The 23085-nt window shown below is 71.9% G+C and carries 22 protein-coding genes and 1 pseudogene; 7 read left to right on the forward strand and 16 right to left on the reverse strand.

Features of this window, described 5'->3' with window-relative positions:
• Window positions 1–15 precede the first annotated feature (15 nt).
• Together ACGFML_RS32300 and ACGFML_RS32305 are read left to right on the forward strand one after the other, a co-directional pair.
• Complete coding sequence (locus ACGFML_RS32300; RefSeq protein ID WP_393549192.1) at window positions 16–1368, forward strand: SGNH/GDSL hydrolase family protein; 1353 nt, start codon at window positions 16–18, stop codon at window positions 1366–1368.
• Window positions 1369–1620: 252 nt separating this feature from the next.
• Window positions 1621–2109: a glutathione peroxidase gene (locus ACGFML_RS32305; protein WP_393549193.1), complete on the forward strand. Its 489-nt coding sequence runs from the start codon at window positions 1621–1623 to the stop codon at window positions 2107–2109.
• 58 nt (window positions 2110–2167) lie between these two features.
• Here ACGFML_RS32305 and ACGFML_RS32310 read toward each other — a convergent pair whose 3' ends face one another.
• The 3 genes from ACGFML_RS32310 to ACGFML_RS32320 all read right to left on the reverse strand — a co-directional run bounded on the left by ACGFML_RS32310 (window position 2168) and on the right by ACGFML_RS32320 (window position 5134).
• The gene (locus tag ACGFML_RS32310) at window positions 2168–2575 is read right to left on the reverse strand and encodes an STAS domain-containing protein (RefSeq protein WP_393549194.1); all 408 of its coding nucleotides are present in this window, start codon (window positions 2573–2575) and stop codon (window positions 2168–2170) included.
• 415 nt (window positions 2576–2990) lie between these two features.
• The gene (locus tag ACGFML_RS32315; RefSeq protein ID WP_393549195.1) at window positions 2991–4271 is read right to left on the reverse strand and encodes an SLC13 family permease; all 1281 of its coding nucleotides are present in this window, start codon (window positions 4269–4271) and stop codon (window positions 2991–2993) included.
• On the reverse strand, window positions 4268–5134 hold the full coding sequence (locus ACGFML_RS32320; protein ID WP_393549196.1) for an ATP-grasp domain-containing protein: 867 nt from the start codon (window positions 5132–5134) through the stop codon (window positions 4268–4270). The genes ACGFML_RS32315 and ACGFML_RS32320 overlap by 4 nt, the downstream gene beginning before the upstream one ends.
• Before the next feature lie 211 nt (window positions 5135–5345).
• Here ACGFML_RS32320 and ACGFML_RS32325 point away from each other — a divergent pair, with 211 nt between their 5' ends.
• From ACGFML_RS32325 to lnt, 3 genes are all read left to right on the forward strand, one after another.
• Window positions 5346–7298, forward strand: coding sequence for an ABC transporter ATP-binding protein (locus ACGFML_RS32325; RefSeq protein ID WP_393549197.1), 1953 nt, complete (start codon window positions 5346–5348; stop codon window positions 7296–7298).
• Between the two features lie 61 nt (window positions 7299–7359).
• The gene (locus tag ACGFML_RS32330; RefSeq protein ID WP_393549198.1) at window positions 7360–7839 is read left to right on the forward strand and encodes a nuclear transport factor 2 family protein; all 480 of its coding nucleotides are present in this window, start codon (window positions 7360–7362) and stop codon (window positions 7837–7839) included.
• Window positions 7840–7909: 70 nt separating this feature from the next.
• Entirely contained in the window at window positions 7910–9493 is a 1584-nt protein-coding gene (lnt, locus tag ACGFML_RS32335; protein ID WP_393549199.1) for an apolipoprotein N-acyltransferase, read from the forward strand.
• Here lnt and ACGFML_RS32340 read toward each other — a convergent pair.
• Both ACGFML_RS32340 and ACGFML_RS32345 read right to left on the reverse strand, forming a co-directional pair.
• A complete protein-coding gene (locus tag ACGFML_RS32340) occupies window positions 9462–10370 on the reverse strand; it encodes a Gfo/Idh/MocA family protein (RefSeq protein WP_393549200.1) in 909 nt (302 codons plus the stop codon). The genes lnt and ACGFML_RS32340 overlap by 32 nt on opposite strands.
• Before the next feature lie 49 nt (window positions 10371–10419).
• Window positions 10420–11607 carry an FAD-dependent monooxygenase gene (locus tag ACGFML_RS32345; protein WP_393549201.1) on the reverse strand — a complete coding sequence of 396 codons (1188 nt, stop codon included), beginning with the start codon at window positions 11605–11607 and terminating at the stop codon, window positions 10420–10422.
• Window positions 11608–11688: 81 nt separating this feature from the next.
• Here ACGFML_RS32345 and ACGFML_RS32350 point away from each other — a divergent pair, with 81 nt between their 5' ends.
• Window positions 11689–12279, forward strand: coding sequence for a TetR/AcrR family transcriptional regulator (locus tag ACGFML_RS32350; protein ID WP_393549202.1), 591 nt, complete (start codon window positions 11689–11691; stop codon window positions 12277–12279).
• 48 nt (window positions 12280–12327) lie between these two features.
• Here ACGFML_RS32350 and ACGFML_RS32355 read toward each other — a convergent pair whose 3' ends face one another.
• From ACGFML_RS32355 to ACGFML_RS32385, 7 genes are all read right to left on the reverse strand, one after another.
• Window positions 12328–12789, reverse strand: a complete 462-nt coding sequence (locus ACGFML_RS32355) for a hypothetical protein (RefSeq protein WP_393549298.1) — start codon at window positions 12787–12789, stop codon at window positions 12328–12330.
• A gap of 166 nt (window positions 12790–12955) precedes the next feature.
• On the reverse strand, window positions 12956–13630 hold the full coding sequence (locus ACGFML_RS32360) for a uracil-DNA glycosylase (protein ID WP_393549299.1): 675 nt from the start codon (window positions 13628–13630) through the stop codon (window positions 12956–12958).
• 122 nt (window positions 13631–13752) lie between these two features.
• A complete protein-coding gene (locus tag ACGFML_RS32365) occupies window positions 13753–14718 on the reverse strand; it encodes an aldo/keto reductase (RefSeq protein WP_393549203.1) in 966 nt (321 codons plus the stop codon).
• Between the two features lie 114 nt (window positions 14719–14832).
• Window positions 14833–15603, reverse strand: coding sequence for an SDR family oxidoreductase (locus ACGFML_RS32370; protein WP_393549204.1), 771 nt, complete (start codon window positions 15601–15603; stop codon window positions 14833–14835).
• A 17-nt stretch (window positions 15604–15620) separates the two neighbouring features.
• Complete coding sequence (gene fabG, locus ACGFML_RS32375) at window positions 15621–16382, reverse strand: 3-oxoacyl-ACP reductase FabG (protein ID WP_393549205.1); 762 nt, start codon at window positions 16380–16382, stop codon at window positions 15621–15623.
• 259 nt (window positions 16383–16641) lie between these two features.
• Window positions 16642–17037: a DUF3037 domain-containing protein gene (locus ACGFML_RS32380; protein WP_393549206.1), complete on the reverse strand. Its 396-nt coding sequence runs from the start codon at window positions 17035–17037 to the stop codon at window positions 16642–16644.
• Entirely contained in the window at window positions 17034–17858 is an 825-nt protein-coding gene (locus ACGFML_RS32385) for a HipA family kinase (protein WP_393549207.1), read from the reverse strand. Before ACGFML_RS32385 ends, ACGFML_RS32380 begins: the two co-directional genes overlap by 4 nt.
• A 926-nt stretch (window positions 17859–18784) precedes the next feature.
• Between ACGFML_RS32385 and ACGFML_RS32390 the strand changes: the two are divergent.
• Window positions 18785–18937, forward strand: a pseudogene (locus tag ACGFML_RS32390) (hypothetical protein); the annotation flags it as partial.
• A 230-nt stretch (window positions 18938–19167) separates the two neighbouring features.
• On the opposite strand, the gene ACGFML_RS32395 reads toward ACGFML_RS32390, so the two are convergent.
• From ACGFML_RS32395 to ACGFML_RS32410, 4 genes are read right to left on the reverse strand one after another with little or no spacing between them, the layout of a single operon-like run.
• Window positions 19168–19758, reverse strand: a complete 591-nt coding sequence (locus tag ACGFML_RS32395) for an ATP/GTP-binding protein (RefSeq protein WP_393549208.1) — start codon at window positions 19756–19758, stop codon at window positions 19168–19170.
• Window positions 19745–20116, reverse strand: a complete 372-nt coding sequence (locus ACGFML_RS32400; protein ID WP_053209654.1) for a DUF742 domain-containing protein — start codon at window positions 20114–20116, stop codon at window positions 19745–19747. Before ACGFML_RS32400 ends, ACGFML_RS32395 begins: the two co-directional genes overlap by 14 nt.
• Window positions 20116–20520 carry a roadblock/LC7 domain-containing protein gene (locus ACGFML_RS32405; protein WP_030083887.1) on the reverse strand — a complete coding sequence of 135 codons (405 nt, stop codon included), beginning with the start codon at window positions 20518–20520 and terminating at the stop codon, window positions 20116–20118. The genes ACGFML_RS32400 and ACGFML_RS32405 overlap by 1 nt, the downstream gene beginning before the upstream one ends.
• Complete coding sequence (locus ACGFML_RS32410) at window positions 20517–22757, reverse strand: nitrate- and nitrite sensing domain-containing protein (RefSeq protein WP_393549209.1); 2241 nt, start codon at window positions 22755–22757, stop codon at window positions 20517–20519. Before ACGFML_RS32410 ends, ACGFML_RS32405 begins: the two co-directional genes overlap by 4 nt.
• Between the last annotated feature and the right edge of the window lie 328 nt (window positions 22758–23085).

The following is a 23085-nucleotide window of genomic DNA, read 5'->3' on the forward strand; positions in this document are numbered from 1 at the left end:
CGACGGGAGACAGCCGTGCGAGGACGGCCCCTGCCCCGCAGATCGTTCCTGGCCGGCGCGGCATCGCTCGGCGCCCTGGGAGCGGCCACGTCGCCGGCGGCCTCGGCCGCCCCCGGCCGTCACTGGGTGGGCGGCTGGGCCGCCGCCCTCACCCCGCCCGCCCACCGGGGCCGTTCCGTCACCGGGTTCGCCCACCGCACCCTCCGCCTGGTCGTCCGCCTTTCCACCGGCGGCGATCGGATCCGGCTGCGGCTCTCCAACCTCTACGGCACACGCCCGCTGGACCTGGGCGCGGTGACCGTCGCCCGGCGGGCCGGGGGCGCGGCCGTCGAGCGGGGGTCCAGGCGCACGGTGACCTTCGCCGGGTACCGTTCGGCCACCCTCCCCCCGGGCGCCGAGGTGGTCAGCGACCCGGTGCGGCTGACCGTGCACGCCGACCGCGACCTGGTGGTGAGCATCCATCTGCCGACGCCCACCGGGCCCACCACCTGGCACGGCGGGGCGAAGCAGACCAGCTATCTCTCCGCGCGGGGCGACCACACCGCCGACGTGCACGGCTCAGCCTTTCACCAGCGCCTCCTGTCCTGGTTCTTCCTGGAAGGCGTGGACGTCGCCTCGGTGACCGCGGACCGTACGGTGGTGACCTTCGGCGACTCCATCACCGAGGGCGGCGCCATCCCCGACGACGTCAATCTGCGCTGGCCGGACGTACTGGCACGGCGGCTGGCGGGTGCCGCGCGGCGCGGCCCCGGCCTCTCCGTGGTCAACGCGGGCATCGGGGGCAACCGCCTGCTGAGCGACGTCGGCACCGGCGCCGACGGGCGGGTCCATCTCGGGGTCAACGCCGAGGCACGGTTCACCCGCGACGTGCTCCGGCAGACCGCCGTGTCCGACGCGATCGTTCTCCTGGGCACCAATGATCTGGGGGCGCGCACCGGGGTCCACCGGGGCACACCGGTGACCGCCCGCCAGGTGATCGCCGGGCTGGCCTCCCTCGCCGCCCGCGCGCACGCTGCCGGGATCGCGCTGCACGGGGGCACCATCACCCCGAACGCCCTGCTGCGCCCGGCGGGTGAGCGGATGCGGGTCCGGGTCAATCACTGGATCCGTACCGGCCGCGCCTTCGACGGCGTCGTCGACTTCGACGCGGCGCTGCGCGACCCGTCCAGACCCTGGCGGCTGCGGGCCCGTTACAACAGCGGCGACGGAGTGCACCCCAACGTCGCGGGCATGCACGCCCTGGCAGAGGCGGTGGACCTGTCGGCACTGGGCCGCGCGGGAACGTATCTTCTGCCCGTCACCGGCGCAGGCACATCTGCGGTCCGTCCCGGGCGGGCCCCGCAACCAGGGCGGCGCTCCCTCGGTTGAGTCCGGACATGGACGCCAAAAAGACCACGGGTCATGTTTTCCAACGCCTCTCACTCTCACCTCCGTACGCCCGCCGGCCCGCCGAGGAACCGACGCCGATCTTCGACCAGCTGCTCAGGGAGTGGCGGGCGGGGTCGCTCCGGCCGATGGTCTCGTGGCCGGTCGACGATTCCGGGAAGATCAAGCCGGGCGCCGCTGTTGGCACGGATGATGGCTGTCCCTATCCGCGGAACCGCATTGAGGAGCATGACCGTGAGCCTGTACGACATTCCGCTGCGCACCCTGACCGGTGAGCCCGCGTCCCTCGCCGACTATCGGGGCCGCGCGCTGCTGGTGGTCAACGTGGCGTCCAAGTGCGGGCTGACCCCGCAGTACTCGGGCCTGGAGCGGCTCCAGGAGCGGTACGCCGACCGTGGCTTCAGCGTGCTGGGCTTCCCCAGCAACCAGTTCGCGGGCCAGGAGCCGGGCTCCGCCGAGGAGATCTCCACGTTCTGCTCGACGACCTACGGCGTCAGCTTCCCGCTGTTCGAGAAGACCGAGGTCAACGGCGCGGACCGGCACCCGCTGTACGCGGAGCTGACCGGCACCGAGGACGCGGAGGGGACGGCCGGCGACGTCCAGTGGAACTTCGAGAAGTTCCTGATCGACCACCGGGGCGAGGTCGTGGGCCGCTTCCGGCCGCGCACGGAGCCGGAGGCCGACGAGCTGGTCGCGGCCATCGAGACCGCCCTGCCGGCCTGACCGACGGCGCTCCGCCCCGGGCCGGCCGGCGCACGGAGCCGGGGCGGGCCGCCGCCACTCAGACGGCCACGCAGTCGGCCAGGCAGGTCGCCCCGACGATCGCTTCCGCCACGATCTCGAACTCCGCCGCCGAGGGGGCCATGCGCAGCAGCCGCGCGACGCAGCCGCCGTCGGTGACCCCGGCCAGCCGCAGTCGCCCGCCGCGCTCCCGCGTCCGGTGCCGGGCGCGGCACAGCAGGCCCAGCCCGGCGCAGTCCATGAAGGTGACAGCACTGACGTCGAGGACGAGGTCGGGACGCCGGGTACCGGTCAGCGCGTCCAGCCGGTCGGAGACCACTGATACGGCGAGGATGTCCCACTCACCGCGCAGTTCGAGCACGATCGTGCTGCCCGCCTCGCGGATGTGACCGACGAATTCCTGGTAGTTGTGGCCCTCGGCCATCAGCCCGACCCACTTTCGTGCCAAGGAGTGAGACAGCGCCACGCAGGTGGCGGAGGCATTACGGGAGTGAGGGAAGCGCCCGGCGCGGTCCCGGGCGGATGCATCCGTATCCGGTCGTCGGCTGTGCCCTGACGTCGCTGCTGTGCGTTACGTTCTACGGCTTACCCGCCTGTCAGGGCGTCAAGTCCTGGCGAGAAGCACGTATAGAGGTTGTCTCAATCACGGTGGTCGGCCACGCCGGGGAGGGCCCCTGCGCCGCGCGCGGTCACGCCGTGCGTGCGCGCCCGACTGCGGCATCCAACAGACCCTTTTCCAGGGCGAGTTCGCATGGACCCGTGCACGCGATCGCACCGTCTGCGCGCCGGCCGCCGCACCACCCCGGGGCCGCCGCCGACACGCGCGGTACACCGCGTGGCCTGAAATCAAAGGTGACGCAGAGTCATGTACCGATGACGCGCAGCGCCACCCACAGTCCGACTGTCGACAGGGCCAAGGTGGCCGGGACCGTCAGCAGGCCGAGGGCGGTGAAGACGGGCAGGGCGGGGGCGGCCTTGTGGTCGTGCAGGATCCGCCGCCACAGGAGGGTGGCGAGGGAGCCGACGTAGGTCAGGTTGGGGCCGATGTTCACGCCGATGAGTACCGCGAGGACGGGGCCGGCCCCGGACTGGGCAGCGACCGGCAGCAGCGCGAGGACCGCCGGGAGGTTGTTGATCAGGTTCGCGAGCAGCGCGGCGAACGCGGCGAGCCCGAGGAGGGCGGGCAGCGACGAGCCGTCCGGCAGCAGCCGGTCCACGGCGCCGCCCAGACCGTTGTCGACGACGGCCTTGACCACGATGCCCAGGGCGAGCACGAAGAGGCAGAACAACGGGTTCGCCGCCGCCACCAGCCGCGGCACGGTGGTCTCGCGGCGGCGCAGCGCACGGACGGCGAGCACCAGGGCGCCGGCCGTCGCCGCCCACGCCGGGTTGATTCCGGCGAAGGAGGTCAGCACGAACCCCGCGAGGGTGAGAGCGAGCACCACGAGCGCGAAGACGGGCAGCGGCGGATCCGGCCGGCCCGCCGCCGGCCGCTCCTCCCCCGCCGTTGGCCGGGCGACGATCGCCTCGAGGTCACGGGCGAAGAAGCGCCGGAGGACGACGTACTCGACGGCGACCGCCAGCACCCAGGGCAGCGCCATCAGCGCCGCGAACCGGGTGAAGGAGAGTCCGGCCGCGCCGAGTGCCAGAAGGTTGGTGAGGTTGGAGACGGGGAGCAGCAGCGAGGCGGAGTTGGCCAGGTGGGCGCAGGCGTACAGATGGGGCCTGGCGCGGGCGCGGGCGCGGGCCGCGGTGGCCAGGACGACCGGGGTCAGCAGCACCACCGTCGCATCCAGGCTGAGCACCGCGGTCACCGCGGAGGCCAGCGCGAACACCCCGGCCAGCAGACGTCGCGGACGCCCGGTGCACAGCCGGGCCAGCGCGGCGCCCGCCGCCTCGAACACGCCCTCCCGCGCACAGAGGTGGGCCAGCGCCAGCACGGCGGCGAGGAATCCGACGACCGGGAGCAGGCTGTGCACCTGGGACCACGCCTCGGACGGCGACACCGCTCCGACCAGTACGAGGACGGCCGCCGCGGGTACCGCCGCCACCGCCTCGGAGGCGCCGCGTGGCCGCCGCACCGCGAAGCCCAGCACCCCCAGCAACAGCAGCAGGGAGACGGTCTCGGACCAGGCGGTGTTCACCCCTGAAAGCTACCGGTCACGGAAGCCGCCGGTCCGGGCGGCCCGCCTCGCGCGGGGCCCGGCCGGTTCCCGTCCCCCCTGACGAACGGCAGATCGCGCGCCGCCACCCGATCCGCCGGTCCCGCCGCCCGCAGCACGGTGTCCAGGGCCAGGTCCGGGTCGCTGGTGTACCGTCCGCTCGCCCAGGCCGCATTGGCCTCGATGACGGCCCAGTGGCCGTCCAGGCGGCCGATGTCCACGACGATCGCGGAGGGCAGCGCGGCGCCGCAGCGCGCGAGGAGCTCGGCTCCGAAGGCGGCCGCGTCCGGGGTGAGCGGGCCGAGGCTCGGCCGTCCGTCCTCGGCGTAGCGGCTGCCGGTGCGTACCGCGCCGTCCAGGAGGAAGAGGCGGTATTCGACGCCGAAGGACACGACGTCGGAGACCAGCACGAGGGTGGCGGGGTCGACGGCGTCGGCGCCGGGCAGCCGGGAGCCGTCGGTGTAGACCATGGCCCGGATGCCCTTGTCGTTGGGTGACTTGACGAAGACGGGCCGGCGCAGGGCGTAGGCCCGGCGGATCGGCAGCGCGCGGATCTCGCGCCGCACCAGGTCGCGGGGCAGGTCGGCGAGCCAGCGGGCCGGGGCTTCGAGGGGGGCGATGCCGAGCGGGCCCGCGACCGCGTCGGCGAAGGACGGCCCGGCGTGCAGGTGTGTGGCGCGCAGGCCGTCCGGGACCGTGAAGGTGGGCAGTTGGACGGTGCGCAGGCCACGCCGGCGGGCGGTGTCGCGCAGTTCGGCGGCCGATGCGGTCAGGCGTGGCGGCAGGAGCAGCAGCCCGGCCTCGGCAGCCTCGTGTGTGGTGTGTCCGTCGCCCCCGTGTCGCATGGCGGTCATCGTATCGGCGGGCCGTGGCGGTGGCGGTGGCGGGAGGGCGGTACCGAGCGGCCGGGCGTGCGAGCGGGGGCCGTACGGCGGCCCTGAAGGGTGACCGGCGAGGAATCCCTTGACCTCAACATTGGTTTAGGTCCTAGGTTCCTTTCATGTCGCCGGTCAGCCACGGCGATCCTGCGCCGACCCCGACACCCTGGAGACCGCCATGGACATGGAAGTCACCGCCTGGCATTCGCTGCACAGCACGATGACCGCCCAACAGGGCAGCAGACGCTTCTCCCGCGGCACGCTGCGCCGGATCACGGCGTTCGCCCGGCCGCACCGCCGCCGCCTGGTGTGGTTCCTCGCACTGAGCACCGCCACCGCGATGCTCGCGGTGGCCACCCCGCTGCTCGCGGGCCGGGTCGTCGACGCGATCTGGGCCGGCGACTCCGCCGCCGTCGTCCTCGAACTGTCCGCACTGATCGCCGTCATCGCGGTCGCCGAGGCGGGCCTGGGCCTGCTGACCCGGTGGCTGTCGGCGAGCATCGGCGAGGGACTGATCCTCGATCTGCGGACGACCGTCTACGACCACGTGCAGCGGATGCCGGTCGCCTTCTTCACCCGCACCCGCACCGGTGCGCTGGTCAGCCGCCTCAACAACGACGTGATCGGCGCCCAGCGGGCCTTCAGCGACACCCTCTCCGGCGTCGTCAGCAACATCGCGACGCTGCTGCTGACACTCGTGGTGATGCTGAGCCTGTCCTGGCAGATCACCCTGATCGCGCTCGTCCTGCTGCCGGTGTTCGTGCTGCCCGCCCGGCGGGTCGGCCGGCGCCTGGCCGACCTGCGGCGGGAGGGCGCCGACCACAACGCCGCGATGGGCACGCAGATGACCGAACGGTTCTCCGCACCCGGCGCCACCCTCGTCAAGCTGATGGGTCGGCCGGCCCGCGAGTCGGCCGAGTTCGCCACCCGGGCCCGCCGGGTGCGCGACATCGGGGTCCGCTCGGCCATGGTGCAGACGTACTTCGTCACCGCCCTCACCCTGGTGTCCGCGCTGGCGCTGGCCGTGGTCTACGGGCTCGGCGGCTTCCTCGCCCTGCGCGGCAGCCTGGAGCCCGGCGCGATCGTCTCGCTCGCCCTGCTGCTCACCCGGCTCTATGCCCCGCTGACCGCCCTGTCCGGTGCCCACATCGAGGTGATGAGCGCCCTGGTCAGCTTCGAGCGGGTCTTCGAGGTGCTGGACCTCGAACCGCTGATCGCCGAGAAGCCGGACGCCCGCCCGGTCCCCGAGGGCCCGGTGTCGGTGGAGTTCGACTCCGTACGCTTCGGCTACCCCTCCGCCGACAAGGTCTCGCTCGCCTCCCTGGAAGAGGTCGCCACCCTCGACACCCGGGGCGGCGAACAGGTTCTGCACGACATCTCGTTCCGCGCCGAGCCGGGCCAGATGGTCGCCCTGGTCGGCTCCTCGGGCGCCGGCAAGTCGACCATCGCGCAACTGCTGCCGCGGCTGTACGACACCGACGGGGGCGCGGTCCGGCTGGCCGGGGTGGACGTCCGCGAGCTGACCGCCGCCTCGCTGCGGGAGGCGCTCGGCATGGTCACCCAGGACGGCCACCTCTTCCACGACACGATCCGCGAGAACCTGCTGCTGGCCAAGCCGGAGGCGGACGAGGCGGAGCTGTGGGACGCGCTGCGCCGCGCCCGCCTCGACGAGCTGCTCGCGAGCCTGCCCGACGGCCTGGAAACCGTCGTCGGCGAGCGCGGCTACCGGCTCTCCGGCGGCGAACGCCAGCGACTGACGATCGCCCGGCTGCTGCTCGCCCACCCGCGGGTGGTCATCCTCGACGAGGCCACCGCCCATCTGGACAACACCTCCGAGGCCGCCGTCCAGGAGGCCCTCACCGAGGCGCTGGACGGCCGGACCGCGCTGGTCATCGCCCACCGGCTGTCGACCGTACGGGCCGCCGACCTGATCCTCGTGGTCGAGGGCGGCCGGATCGTGGAGCGCGGCACCCACGCAGCGCTGCTGACGGCCGACGGGCGGTACGCGGAGCTGTACCGGACCCAGTTCGCCCCGGAGGCGGGCGGGACGGCGCCGGAGGCGGCGGACAGTGCGGAATCCGGCCAGGACGCGGGCGAGGATTCCGCCGAGGACACCGTTCTGGTGAGGTGATACCGCGCCGCTTGGCCCCCGCTCTCTTGGCGGGGGCCTCCGTATGCCGAAAACTGAGGCAATGACGCAGCGCACAGAACACTCGGCTGTCATGGACCGCCTGGCGATCGACGACCTGATCACCGGATACGCCATCGCCCTCGACGACGGGGACTGGCCGGACTACCGGGCCCTGTTCACCGACGACGGCCGGGCCGACTACCGGTCCGCGGGCGGCATCGAGGGCGGTACCGCGGAGATCGCGGACTGGCTCGCCGAGATGCTGGGCCACTTCGCGATACGCCAGCATCTGATCGTCAACCGCCGCATCACCGTCGCCCGCCGGGACGGCGCACCGGGTGACACCGCCACGGCCCAGGCCGACTACCTCAACCCGATGCGGCTCGCCGGCCGGCCGGACTCCGGCACCGGCCCCAACGCCCCCGACTACACGTGCGCCGGCCGCTACGCCTTCGCCGCCCGCCGCACACCCGCCGGCTGGCGGCTGACCGAAGTCGTCGTGCACGAGAAGTGGCGCGAGGTGGTGCCCGCCGGGGAATGACCCGCCGGGCACCGCACCGGCGCCCCGGCCCCCGCGACGACCCCGGACCCTGCGACAAGAAGGAGACGGCATGCCCAGTCCGCTCGGCGGGCGACCGCGCCGGCTCGGCTCCCCCTGGTGGCGAGGCCTGGCGGCGGCGACGGCAGGCGCGCTGCCGGCGCTCGCCTTCCCCGCACCGTCCTGGTGGTGGCTGGCCTACGTCGCACTCGTCCCCTGGCTGCTGCTGGTGCGCACGGCTCCGACGGCACGCCGGGCGGCCCTGGACGGCTGGCTGGGGGGCGCCGGATTCATGCTGGCCGTCCACCACTGGCTGCTGCCGAGCCTGCACGTCTTCATCCTCGTGCTGGCCCTGCTGCTCGGTGCGCTGTGGGCGCCTTGGGGGATCCTGGTGCGCGCGCTGCTGGCAGACGCGTCGACGCCGTGCGGGCCGACGGCGGACGGTGCTCCTCGCGGGCGGCGGCGGGCGGCGGGCGGGCGGTACGCCGCGGCGCTGGTGCTGGTGCCGTCCGGGTGGCTGATGGTCGAACTGATCCGATCCTGGGAGTACTTGGGCGGCCCCTGGGGACTGCTCGGCGCGAGTCAATGGCCGGTGCCGCCCGCGCTGCGGCTGGCCTCGATCGGTGGAGTGTGGCTGGTGAGCCTCCTGGTCGTGGCGGTGAACACGGCCGTCGCCGAGCTGATCGCCCGGCCCGCGGCCTGGCCGCCGGCCGTCGCCGGACTGCTGGTGTGCGGCCTGGCCGCCACCACGGCCTGGTACGCGGCGCCGCTCCCCCGCCCCGCGGGCACCGTACGGATCGCCGTCGTCCAGCCGGGCCTCACGGGCCCCCCCACCGAGCGCCTGGCCCGCGGCGAGACGCTCACCCGGTCGCTGACGGGCCGGGGCGTCCGGCTCGTCGTCTGGGGCGAGAGCAGCCTCTATGAGGATCCGGCCGATCACCCCGCGCTCGCCGCCCGGCTCGCCGCGCTGTCCCGGCGGACCGGCGCCGACCTGCTCGTCAATGCGGACGCGCGGCGCCGCGGCCGGCCCGGCATCGAGAAGAGCGCGGTACTGATCGGGCCGCACGGACCGACCGGTGACCGCTACGCCAAGATGCGGCTGGTGCCCTTCGGCGAATACATACCGGCCAGGTCCCTCCTCGGCTGGGCGACCCATGTCGGCAAGGCCGCGACCACCGACCGGATCCGTGGCACCCGTCAGGTCGTGCTGCCGGTCCCCACGGCGGGCGGGCTGCGCATCGGTCCCCTGGTGTGCTTCGAGACGGCCTTCCCCGACATGAGCCGCCGCCTGGTGCACGACGGCGCGCGGGTACTGGTCGCCCAGTCCTCCACCTCGACCTTCCAGGACAGCTGGGCACCCGCCCAGCACGCGTCACTGGCCGCGCTGCGCGCCGCGGAGAACGGGCGCCCGATGGTGCACGCCACCCTCACCGGAGTCAGCGCGGTGCACGGCCCCCGGGGCGAACCGGTCGGGGAGCGGCTGGGCACCGACCGCAGCGCGGCGGCGGTCTACGATCTCCCGCTGGCCCGGGGCACCAGCCTCTACAACCGGTTCGGCGACTGGGCGCTCTACGGGGCGATGGGCGCGCTGGTGCTCTTCGGCGTCCCTGCGGGGCTGCGGGCGCTCAGCCGGCGCCCTGGGCGAGCGCCTCGGTGACCACCCGCTCGCACAGCTCGTGGGTACGCAGCGCGTCCTGCGCCGACGGCCGGCGGCCCGCCCGCACGTCGTCCAGGAAGGCCAGCACGATCTGCTCGATGCCCCGCTGCCGGGCGACCGGCACCCAGTCGCCCCGGCGCCGCACGCTCGGCTGCCCCTTGTGGTCGATGACCTCGGCGAGGTTCACGACCTGGCGCCTGGTGTCCTGCCCGGAGACGTCCAGAAGCTCCTCGGCGGAGCCGCTGAGCCGGTTCATGGTGCCGATGGCGGTGAATCCGTCGCCGGACAGTTGCAGCACGACATGCTGCATCAGCCCGTCCCGGATCCGGGCCCGCACATCGACGTGGTCGATCTCGCCGGGGACGAGGAAGCGCAGGGTGTCGACGACGTGGATGAAGTCGTCCAGCACCAGGGTGCGCGGGTCCTCGGGCAGGCCGATGCGGTTCTTCTGCATCAGGATCAGTTCGCGGGCGTGCTCCCGGCACTGGGCGTAGCCGGGTGCGAAGCGGCGGTTGAAGCCGACGGCCAGCCCCACGCCCCGGTCCTCGGCGAGCCGCACGATGCGCTCGGAGGCGGCGAGTTCGTAGGCGATCGGCTTGTCGACATAGGTCGGCACGCCCGCCTCGATGAGCCGGGTGACGATCTCGGGGTGCACGGCGGTCGGCGCGTGCACGAAGGCCGCGTCCAGGCCGGCGGAGAGCAGCGAGTCCAGATCCGTGTGCAACTGGCGGGCGGGCAGCCGGTGGAGGTCGCCGACCCGTCGGAGGGTGGCCGGCGTGCGGGTCTGCAGATGCAGTTCGACGCCGGACTGCTGGCCCAGTACCGGGAGGTACGCCTTCTGCGCGATGTCTCCGAGTCCGATGCAGCCGACCTTCACGCGTACTCCCTGGGTAGTGCGGCGGTCCGGGTGACCCGCCGTCGGCAGCTTACGTGTCCGCCGGGGGGCGCCAGTCGGCGATGCCGTCCAGGCCGCGCAGCGCGAGGTCCGGAGCGAACCGGGCGGCGGCGGTCATCAGCGCGGCCCGCAGCGCACAGGCGGGCCGGGACCGCCAGGTGGTGAGGCGGCCGATCCGCTCCGCGCGGCGCACCACCGCCATGGTGCGCGGCAGCCGCTGCCGGGTGTACGCGGCGAGCGCGGCCGTGAGGTCGCCGTCCGGTGCGGCCTCGTGGGCGAGCACAACGGCGTCTTCGATGGCCTGGCAGCCGCCCTGGCCGAGGTGGGGCGTCATGGGGTGGACGGCGTCACCGAGCAGGGCGACCCGCCCCCGGTGGAAGGCGGGCGGAGGGGCAGCCGCGCTGTGGACGTCGTTGCGGAGCACAGCGGCCGGATCGACGGCCGCCAGGAGCGCGGGGACGGGGTGGTGCCAGTCGCCGAAGCGGCGCAGCAGTTCGGCCCGTTCGTCACAGTCGGCGGCCCGGCCGCCGGGCGGCAGGACGGCGGTGGCGTAGGCGTACACACGCCCGTCGTGCAGCGGGAACGAGCCCCAGATGCCACCGCGGCCCCAGGTCTCGTGCGCCGGACACGGGCCGTCGGGGGCGCGGACCACGAAGCGCCAGGCGGTGAACCCGGCGTAGCGGGGTTCTGGGTGGCCGGGGAAGACGACGCGACGGACCGCGGAGTGGATGCCATCGGCGCCCACCACCAGGTCGGCGGTCAGCTCCTCGCCGGTGCCGTCGAGCCGCACCCGTGCCGGTCGGCCGCCCGGTGACGGGTCGCCCTCGTCGGTGAGTGCGGCCGCGCCGGCGGTGCGCACCGTGGCCGCGGGCAGCCGGGCGGCGAGCAGGGCGACGAGTTCGGCGCGAGGGGCGACGACGACCGGGCCGCCGAAGCGGTGGACGGCCGCGGCGTGGTCCGTGCGGGCCAGCCGACGGCCGCCGGGCAGGCGCAGCTCCCCGGTCGGCTGCGGGGCGGCCAGGGCCCGGATCCCGTCGCCCGCGCCGAGGGTGTCCAGGGCGCGCTGGGCGTTGGGGGCCAGGCCGATGCCGGCGCCGACCGGCTCCAGAGCGGCGGCGCGCTCCAGGAGGGTGACCGCCCAGCCGCGGCGGTCCAGTGCCACCGCGGCGGTGAGTCCGCCGATCCCTCCACCGATCACCACGGCGGTGCGACGCTGCATGGGTTCCCCTTCCGACCCGCCCCACTACACCTGTAGTTCCACGCTACTACACCCGTAGTTACCGCGGTAGGGTCGGCTGCCATGACCACCCGCAGCACCCCGCGCCACGAACTCATCGCCGACACCGCCCTGACCCTGCTCGCCGAGCGCGGTATGCGTGGGCTGACCCACCGGGCCGTGGACGAGGCGGCCGGGCTGCCGCAGGGCTCCACCTCGAATCTCGCGCGCACCCGTGCGGCGCTGCTGGAGGCGGCCGTACGACGGCTGGCCGAGCGGGAGGCGGCGGTCCTCGCCCCCGGGGACGAGCCGGACACCGCGGGCAGGACCCCGGCGGCGGTCGCCGACGCACTGTCGCTTGCCCTGCACCGTTATCTCTCCCGGCACCGGCAGCTGGCCGTCGCCCGCTACGAACTGGCCCTGGAGGCAAGCCGCCGACCCGAACTGCGGGCCTTCTACGACCGGGCCGGGCGGGCCTTCCGGGAGCCGATCACGGCGATGCTGACGGCGGCCGGCTCCACCGACCCCGAGCGGCATGCGTTGAGCATGATCGCCTGGTGCGACGGCATGCTGTTCTCCTGTACCGCGGGGCAGTTCCACACCGCCGTACCCGGGCGCGCCGCCCTGCGCGCCTCCTGCGCGGAACTGCTGGACGGCATGTTGAGGGAGCGCTGACCGGACGGCCCGCCGAGGAGCGCGGGCGGCACGCCGGGCGACCCGTGGCTACGCCGCCCCTCCGCCGTCCAGTCGCACCGCCAGCCGGTCGATGGCCTCCCGCAGCCCCTGGCGGTACTCGCCGTCGGCCAGGGCATTGGTCGAGGCGCGGGCCCGCCGGAGCTGCGCACGGGCGTCGGCCGGCCGGTTGAGCGTGACGTAGTCGGCGGCGAGGTTGAGGTGGAGGGAAGGGAAGAAGGCGCGCAGGGCGGCGAGGGGATGGCGAGCGTCGGGGCCCTCGGCGATCGTGCGCTCCGGGACCGGACCACCGGCGGGTTCGGTGACGAAGCCCTCGGCGGCCTCCAGGGCTCGCAGGTCCCAGTCGAGTTCGTCCCTCGGGTCGTCCTGGGTGTCGGCCATGTAGTGGGCGAGGGCGCAGCGGTGGAAGGCGTCCCCCTGCGGTCCGATCTCGTGCCACAGCTCGGAGAGGCGGTTGCGCGCCTCCTCCCGGTCGCCGGCGCGATGCAACATGATCGCCTGGCCGATCCGGGTGAGCACGCCTTCCAGGGGCGCTTGCTCCCGCTGCTCGTCCACCACCGCACACACCCCGCGCTCGCTCGCCGCTCGGCTCCTTCCCCCGACGCTAACCGCCGGGGGAAGCCGGCGCGCGGTGTGGGCGGCGCGCCCGAGCGTGGGGTCAGCCCTGGTGCAGGTCGGGGATGCGCCAGTCGATCGGCGTGTGGCCCTGGGCGGCGATCGCCTCATTGATCTGGGTGAAGGGACGGGAGCCGAAGAACTTCTTCGCCGAGAGCGGCGAGGGGTGGGCCCCCTGGACCACGGCGTGCCGCTCTTCGTCGATCAGCGGGAGCTTCTTCTTGGCGTAGTTGCCCCAGAGCACGAACACGGCCGGGTCCGGGCGGGCGGCCACGGCGCGGATGACGGCGTCGGTGACCTTCTCCCAGCCCTTGCCCTTGTGAGAATTTGCCTCGCCCTCACGGACCGTGAGCACGGCGTTCAGCAGCAGCACCCCCTGCTCGGCCCACGGCATCAGATAGCCGTTGTCCGGAACGGGGTGCCCCAGTTCCTCCTTCATCTCCTTGTAGATGTTGCGCAGCGACGGCGGCGTCTTCACCCCGGGCTGCACGGAGAAGCACAGGCCGTGGCCCTGGCCCGCGCCGTGATAGGGGTCCTGGCCGAGGACCAGCACCTTCACCCGGTCGTAGGGCGTGGCCGCCAGTGCCGCGAAGACCTCCTCGCGGGGCGGGTACACCGGCCCGTTGGCCCGCTCCTCCTCGACGAAGTCGGTCAGCTCCTTGAAGTAGGGCTTCTCCAACTCCTCGCCGAGGGCCCCGCGCCAGGATTCGGGCAGCATGTCGGTCACCACGTCAACAACCTCCGGTGTACGTAACGTTCTCCGCAACAGAACCTACCGGCGACCACTGACAACGCGACCCGCGGGCGTCGGTTCGGTTCGGGAGCGGGCCGCGGCGGCGCTCAGGCGGTGTCGAGCCGCGCCCACTGGTACGGATCCAGCGCGAGGTCGAGCGCGGCCAGGCACTCGTCCAGCTGCCCCACCGAACTGACGCCGAGCACCGGCACCACCGGCACCGGCCCGCCCATCAGCCAGGCCAGCACCACCTGGTTCTCGGTGGCCCCGCACTCCGCCGCCACCTCCGCCAGCACCCGCAGCCGCGGCACGGATCCCGGATGGTCGTAGCGCTCCGGCAGCGGCCGGTCCGCGCGGGTGTAGGCGCCGTTCATCAGGGTCGAATAGCCGAGCAGCGTGAGATCGGGGTGCGCGTCCGCGTAGTCGAGGAGGTCCTCGTCGGTCTCCCGCTGGAGGCCGGGCGGCAGTCCCCGGCGCGGGTGCAGGTAGGTGTGCCGCTGCTGTACGGCCCGGAAGCCGGGCAGCCCGCGCCCGGCGGCGATCCGGCGGGCCTCGGCGAGACGCCAGGTGGGGTGGTTGCTGGCACCGAGGAGGCCCACCCGGCCCTCCGCGACGAGGGCGGCCAGCGCGCCGACGGTCTCCTCCAGAGGGATGCGGCGGTCCTCGATGTGCGCGTAGTAGAGATCCACCCGGTCGGTGCCCAGACGCCGCAGGCTGCCCTCGAGCGCGGTACGGAGCGCGGGCCCGCCGAGCCCCTCGGTGTTGGCCGGCCACTCGGATCCGCGGGCCGGGTCGGGCCGGGCGCCTGCCTTGGTGGCCAGCACCGTGCGGCCGCCGGCGGCCCGGCTGCGCAGCCAGCGGCCGAGCAGCAGCTCGCTCTCGTCGCCGGTGGCACCGGGGACCCAGGCGGCGTAGTGGTTCGCGGTGTCGACGAAGGTGCCCCCGGCCTCGGCGAAGCGGTCCAGGATGGCGTACGAGGTCCGCTCGTCCACCGTGGTGCCGAACGGCAGCGCCCCCAGGCACATGGCGCTCACCCGGGGTCCCCGGCCGCCGCCGAGCGTGCGGTAGTGCATGGTGTGTCTCCCTCGCAGAGTCCGCCGACGCGGCTGGTGCCGGCCCCGATGGGGCCGGCACCAGCGACTCTGCCTCTTGGAGTGCACACGAACGCAAGGCCGGCGGCCCCGCGCTCAGACCCCGGCGTTGAGGAACAGGCCGCCGTCGACGACCAGCGACTGCCCGGTGATCCACCCCGAGGCGTCGGACAGCAGGAAGGCCGCGGCGCCCCCGATGTCCTCCGGGACGCCGAGTCGTGCCATCGGATAGGCGGCCGCCGCCTCCTCCTCACGGTTCTCGTAGAGCGCGGCCGCGAACTTGGTCTTGATCACCGCGGGGGCGATGGAGTTGACCCGGGCCACCGGCGCGAACTCGTGGGCGAGCTGCTGCGTCAGGTTCGCCATCGCGGCCTTGCTGATGCCGTAGGCCCCGATGAACGGCGAGGCGCTGAGGCCGGCGATCGAGGTGATGTTGACGATCGCGCCGCCGTTGTCCTTCTGCCAGGCGTGCCAGGTGCGCTGCGCGAAGCCGAGCGCCGAGACGACGTTCGTCTCGAACACCTTGCGCGCGACGCCGAGGTCGAGGTCGGCGATCGGGCCGAACACCGGGTTCGTCCCGGCGTTGTTGACGAGGTAGTCGACGCGGCCGAAGGCTTCCATCGCCCGTTCGACGGCGACGGCCTGGTGGGCCTCGTCGTGCGCCTTGCCGGCGACGCCGATCACCCGGTCCGCGCCCAGCTTCTCGGCTGCCTCCTTGAGGGCGTCCTCGTTGCGGCCGGTGATGACGACCCGGTCGCCGCGGGCCACCAGGGCCTGCGCGATGCCGTAGCCGATGCCCCGGCTGGCACCGGTGACCAGCGCCACCTTGCCGCTGAGCTCGGGGAGCACGTTGTCCTGCTCGGTCATGTCCTGTACTCCTGTGGTCAGTTGAGCGGGCCGCCGGCGACGTACATGACCTGGCCGGAGACGAACCCGGCCGCCTCGCCCGTGAAGAAGGCGATGGCGTTGGCGATGTCCTCGGGCCGGCCGACGCGCTGCACCGGGATCTGGGTGGCGGCCGCGGCCTGGAAGTCCTCGAATCCCATGCCGACGCGCTCGGCGGTGGCCGCCGTCATGTCGGTGACGATGAAGCCGGGGGCGACGGCGTTGGCGGTGACGCCGAACTTGCCGAGCTCGATGGCGAGCGTCTTGGTGAAGCCCTGCAGACCCGCCTTGGCGGTGGAGTAGTTGACCTGGCCGCGGTTGCCGAGCGCCGAGCTGGAGGAGAGGTTGACGATCCGGCCGAACTTGGCGTCGACCATGTGCTTCTGACATGCCTTCGACATCAGGAACGCACCGCGCAGATGCACGTTCATGACCGTGTCCCAGTCGGCGGCGCTCATCTTGAAGAGCAGGTTGTCGCGGAGCACGCCCGCGTTGTTGACCAGGACGGTCGGCGCACCGAGCTCCTCGGCGACGCGCGCCACGGCCGCCTCGACCTGGGCCTCGTCGGAGACGTCGCAGCCCACCGCGAGGGCCTTGCCACCCGCCGCGGTGATCTTCTCGACGGTGTCCTTGCAGGCCGCCTCGTCGAGGTCGAGTACGGCGACGGCGCGGCCCTCGGCGGCCAGGCGGACGGCGGTGGCCGCGCCGATTCCGCGGGCCGCGCCCGTCACGATGGCGACGCGCTGGTCGGTGGTGGACATGCGGGTTCTCCTCAGCCTCGAAACCTCGAAAGCGGCTCGCCGCACCGGTCGAGAAGGTGAGCAACCGCTTAGTAGGGCTGACGCTAGAAGCCCGGCCACCCGCTGTCAACGCCCCGCCGCCGCGCCGTAACCCACCTCACCTGCGGAGGCGGCCGGGCGGGGGACACCAGTGGCGCGTTTGCGCCGTGGCACGCGAAGGCGCCGGGCCCGTCCCAAGAGGACGGACCCGGCGCCGTACGTGGTGGCGGTGCTTGGCCCGTCAGCGCACCAGCAACTCCAGCAGCCGTGTCGCCTCGGCGGAGGGGTCGGTGGTCAGCCCGGTGTGGACGGGCCCCGGCTGGACGATCGTGCTGCGCGGCGCGATCAGCCAGCGGAAGCGGCGCCCCGGGTCGTCCCCGGCCGCCTGGCCGGCCTGCGCCCCGCCGTGGCAGATCCCCTCGACGGCGGTGAGCGCGGCCCGTACGCCCTCGACGTCGCACGAGGGGTCCAGAGCGCGCAGCCGTGCCTCGTCCAGATGGGTGCGGGCCTCGACGAAGTGCCGGGCGCGGCAGTACACGATCACGCCGGCGTTGATCATCTCACCCCGCTCGACCCGCGGCACGACCTTGAGCAGGGCGTACTCGAAAACATCGCGCCCATTGTGCAGACCGCTCACTTCACAGCCCTCCGCGGCAGCTTGCCCGCCAGCCATTCCGGTGCCCTGGAGGGAGCATCCTCGGTGGGGTCCCCGATGGTGATGTGGTCGCTGATCATCTCGGCGCGGGCCAGCAGCGTCCGTATGTAGGCCCCGCGCACCTCGTCCGGCGCGCCGAAGCCGGGCTCGTCGGCCAGCCATTCGTCCGGGACCTCGGCGACGATCCCGGTGAGCAGCTCCTCGGTGACACGGGGCGCGAACTCGGTGGCGGCCGCGGCGATGTCCGGGGAGAAACCGGCCAGCACATGGTCGGAGGCGTTGAACGGCTTGACCGCGGCCTTCTCGGCGCTGGGCCAGTTGTGGTGCCAGATCATCGTGGCGCCGTGGTCGATCAGCCACAGTTCGCCGTGCCAGACCAGCATGTTGGGGTTGCGCCAGGACCGGTCGACGTTGTTGATCAGCGCGTCGAACCACACCACGCGGCCCGCCTCGCGGGCGCTCACCTCGAAGGCGAGCGGGTCGAAGCCGAGCGACCCGGGGAGGTAGTCCATTCCGAGATTCAGCCCACCGCTGGCCTTGAGGAGCTCCTGCACCTCCTGATCGGGCTCACCCATCCCGATCACGGGGTCGAGCTGCATCTGCACCAGATCCGGCACCCGCAGACCGAGCCGACGCCCCAGCAGTCCGCAGATGATCTCGGCCACCAGGGTCTTACGGCCCTGGCCCGCGCCGGTGAACTTCATGATGTACGTACCGAGATCGTCGGCCTCGACGATTCCCGGGAGCGAGCCACCCTCCCGCAGGGGTGTCACATAGCGAGTCGCAATGACTTCTGTCAGCATTTTCCCAGGCTATCCGACCCAGTGGCCTAACAATCCATAATTAGCTCCGGACCGGCACAGTCGGGGAATCCGCCACGACCAGCCCTGGGGAGAATCTGGGGAGAATCTGGGGAGTTTCTACCGACACGACGCATCCCCCTTCCCGTCGAGCGGTCCGTCAATGGCGGTACGCCCCTTGCTTCCGGCGTCCGGCATGAAGTGAGCACAGTAACCGAGCGTCACTGCCGGCGAGGAGTGCCCGAGCCACCGCGCCACAGTCACCAATGCCGGCCTTGGCCGGCGCGGGCTTCCATGTGTAGGTGTTCCACGTGTTCACGGCCACGGCGATACCGAAGCCCGTAGTGAGAAGAAGGGAGAACTTCCTTCGGGGTCTGTCCGCCCCCGGCTTCCCCCACGGGAGCTCGACCTCTACTGACGGGAACGCCTTGACACAGCCCTTGAGCTCTTGGGCGACCGAGCGCGGCATGTCGACGGTACGGGTCTTCGCCCCCTTGGGCAGGGCGAAGTACAACCTGCCGCCGATCGCCCGAACTTGGCGTCGACCATGAAGTACGCCTCTCGCATGGTCGATGTCCTCCGGGCGCAGCCCGAATACACGCCCTGACGAAGCCCGCACCCCAGACCAAGATCTCCAATAACACCTGCATTGACTCCTCCGGAGTCACCGCCGCGGGGCACGTTGACAGGGACTGCGGAACTGTTGGGGGCAATGGCTTGAGGTTGCCCATCAGCGCACCCGGCAACGGGTGTGGTGACGCGGGCCCGGAAGCAGTCCACAATTTCATGCGCAGCGACAACTGAACCTGGGATCCGGTGCCGCCCTCTGCCTGTACGCGGGTAGGGGATGGTCTCCAGACGCGTGTACCACTGTCCAGCCATTTCGCGGGGCGCGATGCGACCGGAGTGGACCGCGCGGGGCCATATATGTGGCAGCGGCCCGAGAATGGCCCGGGTCTGGGGTTTCCAGCAGATCACCGAACCACAGTCCGGCAAGAACCCATGCACTTCGACGTCACCTCCCCGACCCGGCCGCAGAGTGGCAACGAGTCGAGGCACTCGGCGGCCGCCGACTGGAGGAATACGCCGACGGCGGGTTCCTGGTGACGGCCGCCCCCGAAGGCAACGAGTTCTGCATCATCCCCGAGGCCCCCGTCGGATGCGACGACGAGGGACGGGCGCACATCGGCGACGCGATACGCACACGGCTGCCCGCACAGCTGGAGAACCTGAACGACCCGGCCCGCGGTATCCAGCGACGGCCCGTTTACGGCCCAGGGCGACTGAGCGGCGTCGCGGGGCGTCGCGGGTGTCAGCCGGTTGCCGCGACCCCGGCTTTGATGATGAGCATGTCGAGAAGCGCGAGCAGGGCACCGCGAGCTTCGTCGCGGGAGCGGGCATCGAGCATACGGATGGGTGTGTTGGGGTCACGCAGATGCAGCGCCGCCCTGATCTCCTCGGCGGTGTAGGGCTGTTCGCCGTGGAAGCAGTTCGCGGCGACCACGAACGGAAGCCCTCGGTTCTCGAAGAAGTCGATGGCCGGGAAACTTCGGTCGAGGCGTCGTGTGTCCACAAGGACGATCGCCCCGAGTGCCCCGTTCAGCAGGTCGTCCCACATGAACCAGAAGCGCTCCTGGCCAGGTGTGCCGAACAGGTAGAGCACGACCTGTGCGTCGGTGAGGGTGATGCGGCCGAAGTCCATCGCGACGGTGGTGACCGCCTTGGACTCGATGCCGTCGAGGTCATCGACGCCGACGCCCGCGCTCGTCAGCCGCTCCTCGGTGCGCAACGGCTCGATCTCGGAGACCGTCTCGACCAGGGTCGTCTTGCCGACCCCGAATCCGCCAGCGATGAGGATCTTGACGGGGGCCGCTTCCTGGGCAGAGGTGTCATATCCGGGCAAGGTTGTCCCTGATTCTCATGAGCAGGTGGACATTGGTGGTCTCGGCCCCTTCAAGGGGCGACCGGTGCTCGATCAGCCCCCGATCCGCGAGTTCGCCGAGAAGAAGCGTCATGGGAGTGAGGCGGATGTGCATGCGCGCCGCGATCTCGGCGACCGCCAGGCCGCCCGGGGGCGAGCACATCGCGAGAATGGCCTGCCACTCACTGGGCAGACCGCCGTGGCCGTCCGCGACGGCCACGGCCGTGATCGTGGTGTCCATGGTGAGGGCGGCGTGTGCAGCCGCCGTACGGCCATCCGTCAGCGCGTACAGCCGCGTTCGGCGGCGGCCTCCCTCTCGCGGCCCGGGCTCGTCCGCCATTACGAGCGCTGCGCCTGGCCGCGCTCAGGCGTGCTCAGCCACTCACCGAGCGCCTGGGCGGTGCGCACGGCTTCACCGCCCAGCTCCCCCAGCCGTGCCTTGCGGGAGGTCACCACGATCAGCGTGCTGCCCTCCCCGCACCCGACGATGCAGAGATAGCTGTCGTCCATCTCGACCAGCTGGCGGATGACCCGGCCGCCGTCGACCTCCCTGGATATCGCCTTCATCGTGGACGCGATACCGGAGGACGCGGCGGCTATGCGCTCCGCCTGGTCCCGTTCCAGCTCGTACGAGCTGAGTTTGATCCCGTCGTTGGACAGGAGTACGGCTCCCTTGATGCCGGCGATCCTGCTCAGGTTGTTGTCCAGGACGCTGTAGATCATGTCGTTCGTTGGCGTCGTCATGGCTGATCCTGTCGGAGTTCTTCTTCCACTGTCTGAGTTCCGTGTTCGTAGTCTGCCCAGGCGTCGGCCACCTCTTCGGGTGTCGCCGCGTCCTGATCGACGGCAGTCTCCGGTGCGTGTGGCGCGCGGAGCCGCTCGGCGATATGAGCCTGCGGGACCCGCTCGGGGAGGGCCGGCTTCGCGTCACCGTCCCGTGTCACGGAGGGAAGCGGCGGCTTACTCTCCACCGCCCGCTCGCGTGAGCGCTCCGGCGTCCTACGGCCGGCCGGCCCGGTCTTCGCGTGCAAGACCACCTCGGGCTTGCGTTCGTTGAGCGTGACCGGTGCCGGGGCGGGCGTCGCTGCCGCACGGGCGGGCGTCGCCGCCGCACGCGGCGCTTCCTTTCCTGCCCGGACCGGTTCGGTCGGCACAAGGAGCTCCTCGGAAAGGATCACCACGGCCGACGTCCCCCCGTATACCGAGCGGCGCAGCGTCACTGTGGCCCCGAGCTGTTCGGCGATGTGGCCGACCACGAAGAGTCCGAGCCGGTGTGCGTTCTCCGCCAGGACGGAGTACGGCGGGGCCGAGTGCAGACGCCCGTTCATCTCCTCGTAGGTCGCGGCGGTCACCCGCGGCCCGCGGTCCTCGATGTCGACCAACAGCCCGTCCGTCACCAGTTCGGCACGGACGACCACCTTCGACTGCGGCGGGGAGAACCGGGTGGCATTGTCGAGGAGTTCTGCCAAGAGGTGGCTGATCTCGCTGATCACCCGCGGTGCCACGCTGATCTCGTCCAGGGCCTGGCGCTCGATCCGCCGGAAGTCCTCGACTTCCGCGGCGGCTTCGCGCAGCAGGTCGGCGATGCGCATGGGCTCGGTGTGCGGATCGGGGATCTCCCCACCTGCCAGGATGAGCAGGTTCTCGACCTGCCGCCGCATACCTACCGTCAACTGGTCGGATCGCATCAACCCGGCGAGAAGCTCCTCGTTGTGACCGAAGGCGTCCTGCAGTTCGTCGGTGAGGGTCAACTGCCGGCTGACCAGGTTTCCGGTGCGCGAGGCGATGCCCGCGGCGAACATACCGAAGCCCTGACGCTCGGCCGCGAGCTGCGCATGCCCATCGACGGATACGGAGACGACCCGGGCGAACGCGTCGCTGATACGTCCGACCTCGTCCTGGTCCCCGCTCATCGCAGGCAGCGCATCGTCGTCGACGGTCTGCCCCCGCTGGAGCCGGGCCACGACATCCGGCAGCGTGTCCTCAGCAATGGCCACCGTGCGTTGGTGCAGACCGCGCAGGCGGCGGAGCACGGAGCGCGTGGTGAGCACGATGACGGCCGCGACGGCAAGGAGGGCTGCGCCGTTTCCGACGATCAGCCAGATGACCTCGGTCTCCAGCTGCGTGGCCTTGGCGTCGGCGTGCACGAGTACTGTCCGCGCCTGTTTCGCGTCGAGCGCGGCAAGGCGCCCCGCGAACTTGTCATACGCGCCCCGCCAGGCGTCGGCCACCATGGGGAGCTTGATGCCGGACGCCGTGTTCTGGTGGTCGGAGATGACCGCGTCCTCGATGCGGACCTTCGTCTTCCAGCCGTCCGAGGCGAAGACCTGGTCGTAGTCCGCTCTGTCCTCGGCCGTCAGATACGGCGCGACCCACTCGTCGTACTGGTACCGCTGGGTTCCGACGGAGTTGACGAATTCGGCGAACCCGGAGGAGCTCAGGCGCCTGGACGGCCCAGCCATGGCGTGGATGGTGGTCTCGCGCGCCACCATCTCGGACACCGTGAACATCGTGACGACCACGCCGCTCTCCTGGATGAGCTCGGCGTCTTCCGCATGGCTGAACTGGTTCTGGTACACCCGGATGATGCGGTCGACGAGGTCGGAGTAGTAGCCGGTCGTCCGCTCCACGCCTCCTCTGCGGGAGTCCGCCCGCTCACGGAAGGTGGCCAGATCCGCGAGGCTGTGCTTCAGCTCCGCGACGTAACGTTCGTCCTCGCGCCCGTTCGCCGCCAGGGCTCCGTCCGCCGACCGGCGGAACTCGTCCGCGGCCCGGTCCGTGGCCGTGCGCCGCTCGCGTAGTTCGTTCTTGGCCACGGAGCCGCCCGCCCACCGTGTGGCGGTCATCGTCCGCTCAGCCTGCACTTTGACCATCAGCTTGGTCAGCGGTACGTCGATCCGCTCACCAACTGCCACATCGGCGTGCAGGTTCTCCGACTGGTGCACCAGCCGCTGTGCGGTCATGACCACTTGGGCACTCATCGCCAGAATAGGGACGATTGCCAGCCAAATGAGCAGCGTACGCAGGCGCAGGGTACGCCGCCGACGAGTCGTCGACTGCCCTCGTGCGCCTTCGGGTTCTATGGGTGACATCAGTCCTCGGAGAGCGGGGAAACACTGGGGACGGTCCAACAGCCGAGACCAGACGCAGCCCTAGGTTCAGGACTGGGGGAAGCCCGGTTCGGCTTTGACGCGATGTGGGGGGTGTCGATCATAACCAGCCACACCGAAGAAACGGAGAGATGACTTCCGTTGAAGGTATGTGGTATTGGCGACGGATCCGTTGGCGTTTAGCTGCCAGCCATGGGTA

The sequence above is a fragment of the Streptomyces sp. NPDC048650 genome (genome assembly GCF_043199095.1).
GTDB lineage: Bacteria > Actinomycetota > Actinomycetes > Streptomycetales > Streptomycetaceae > Streptomyces.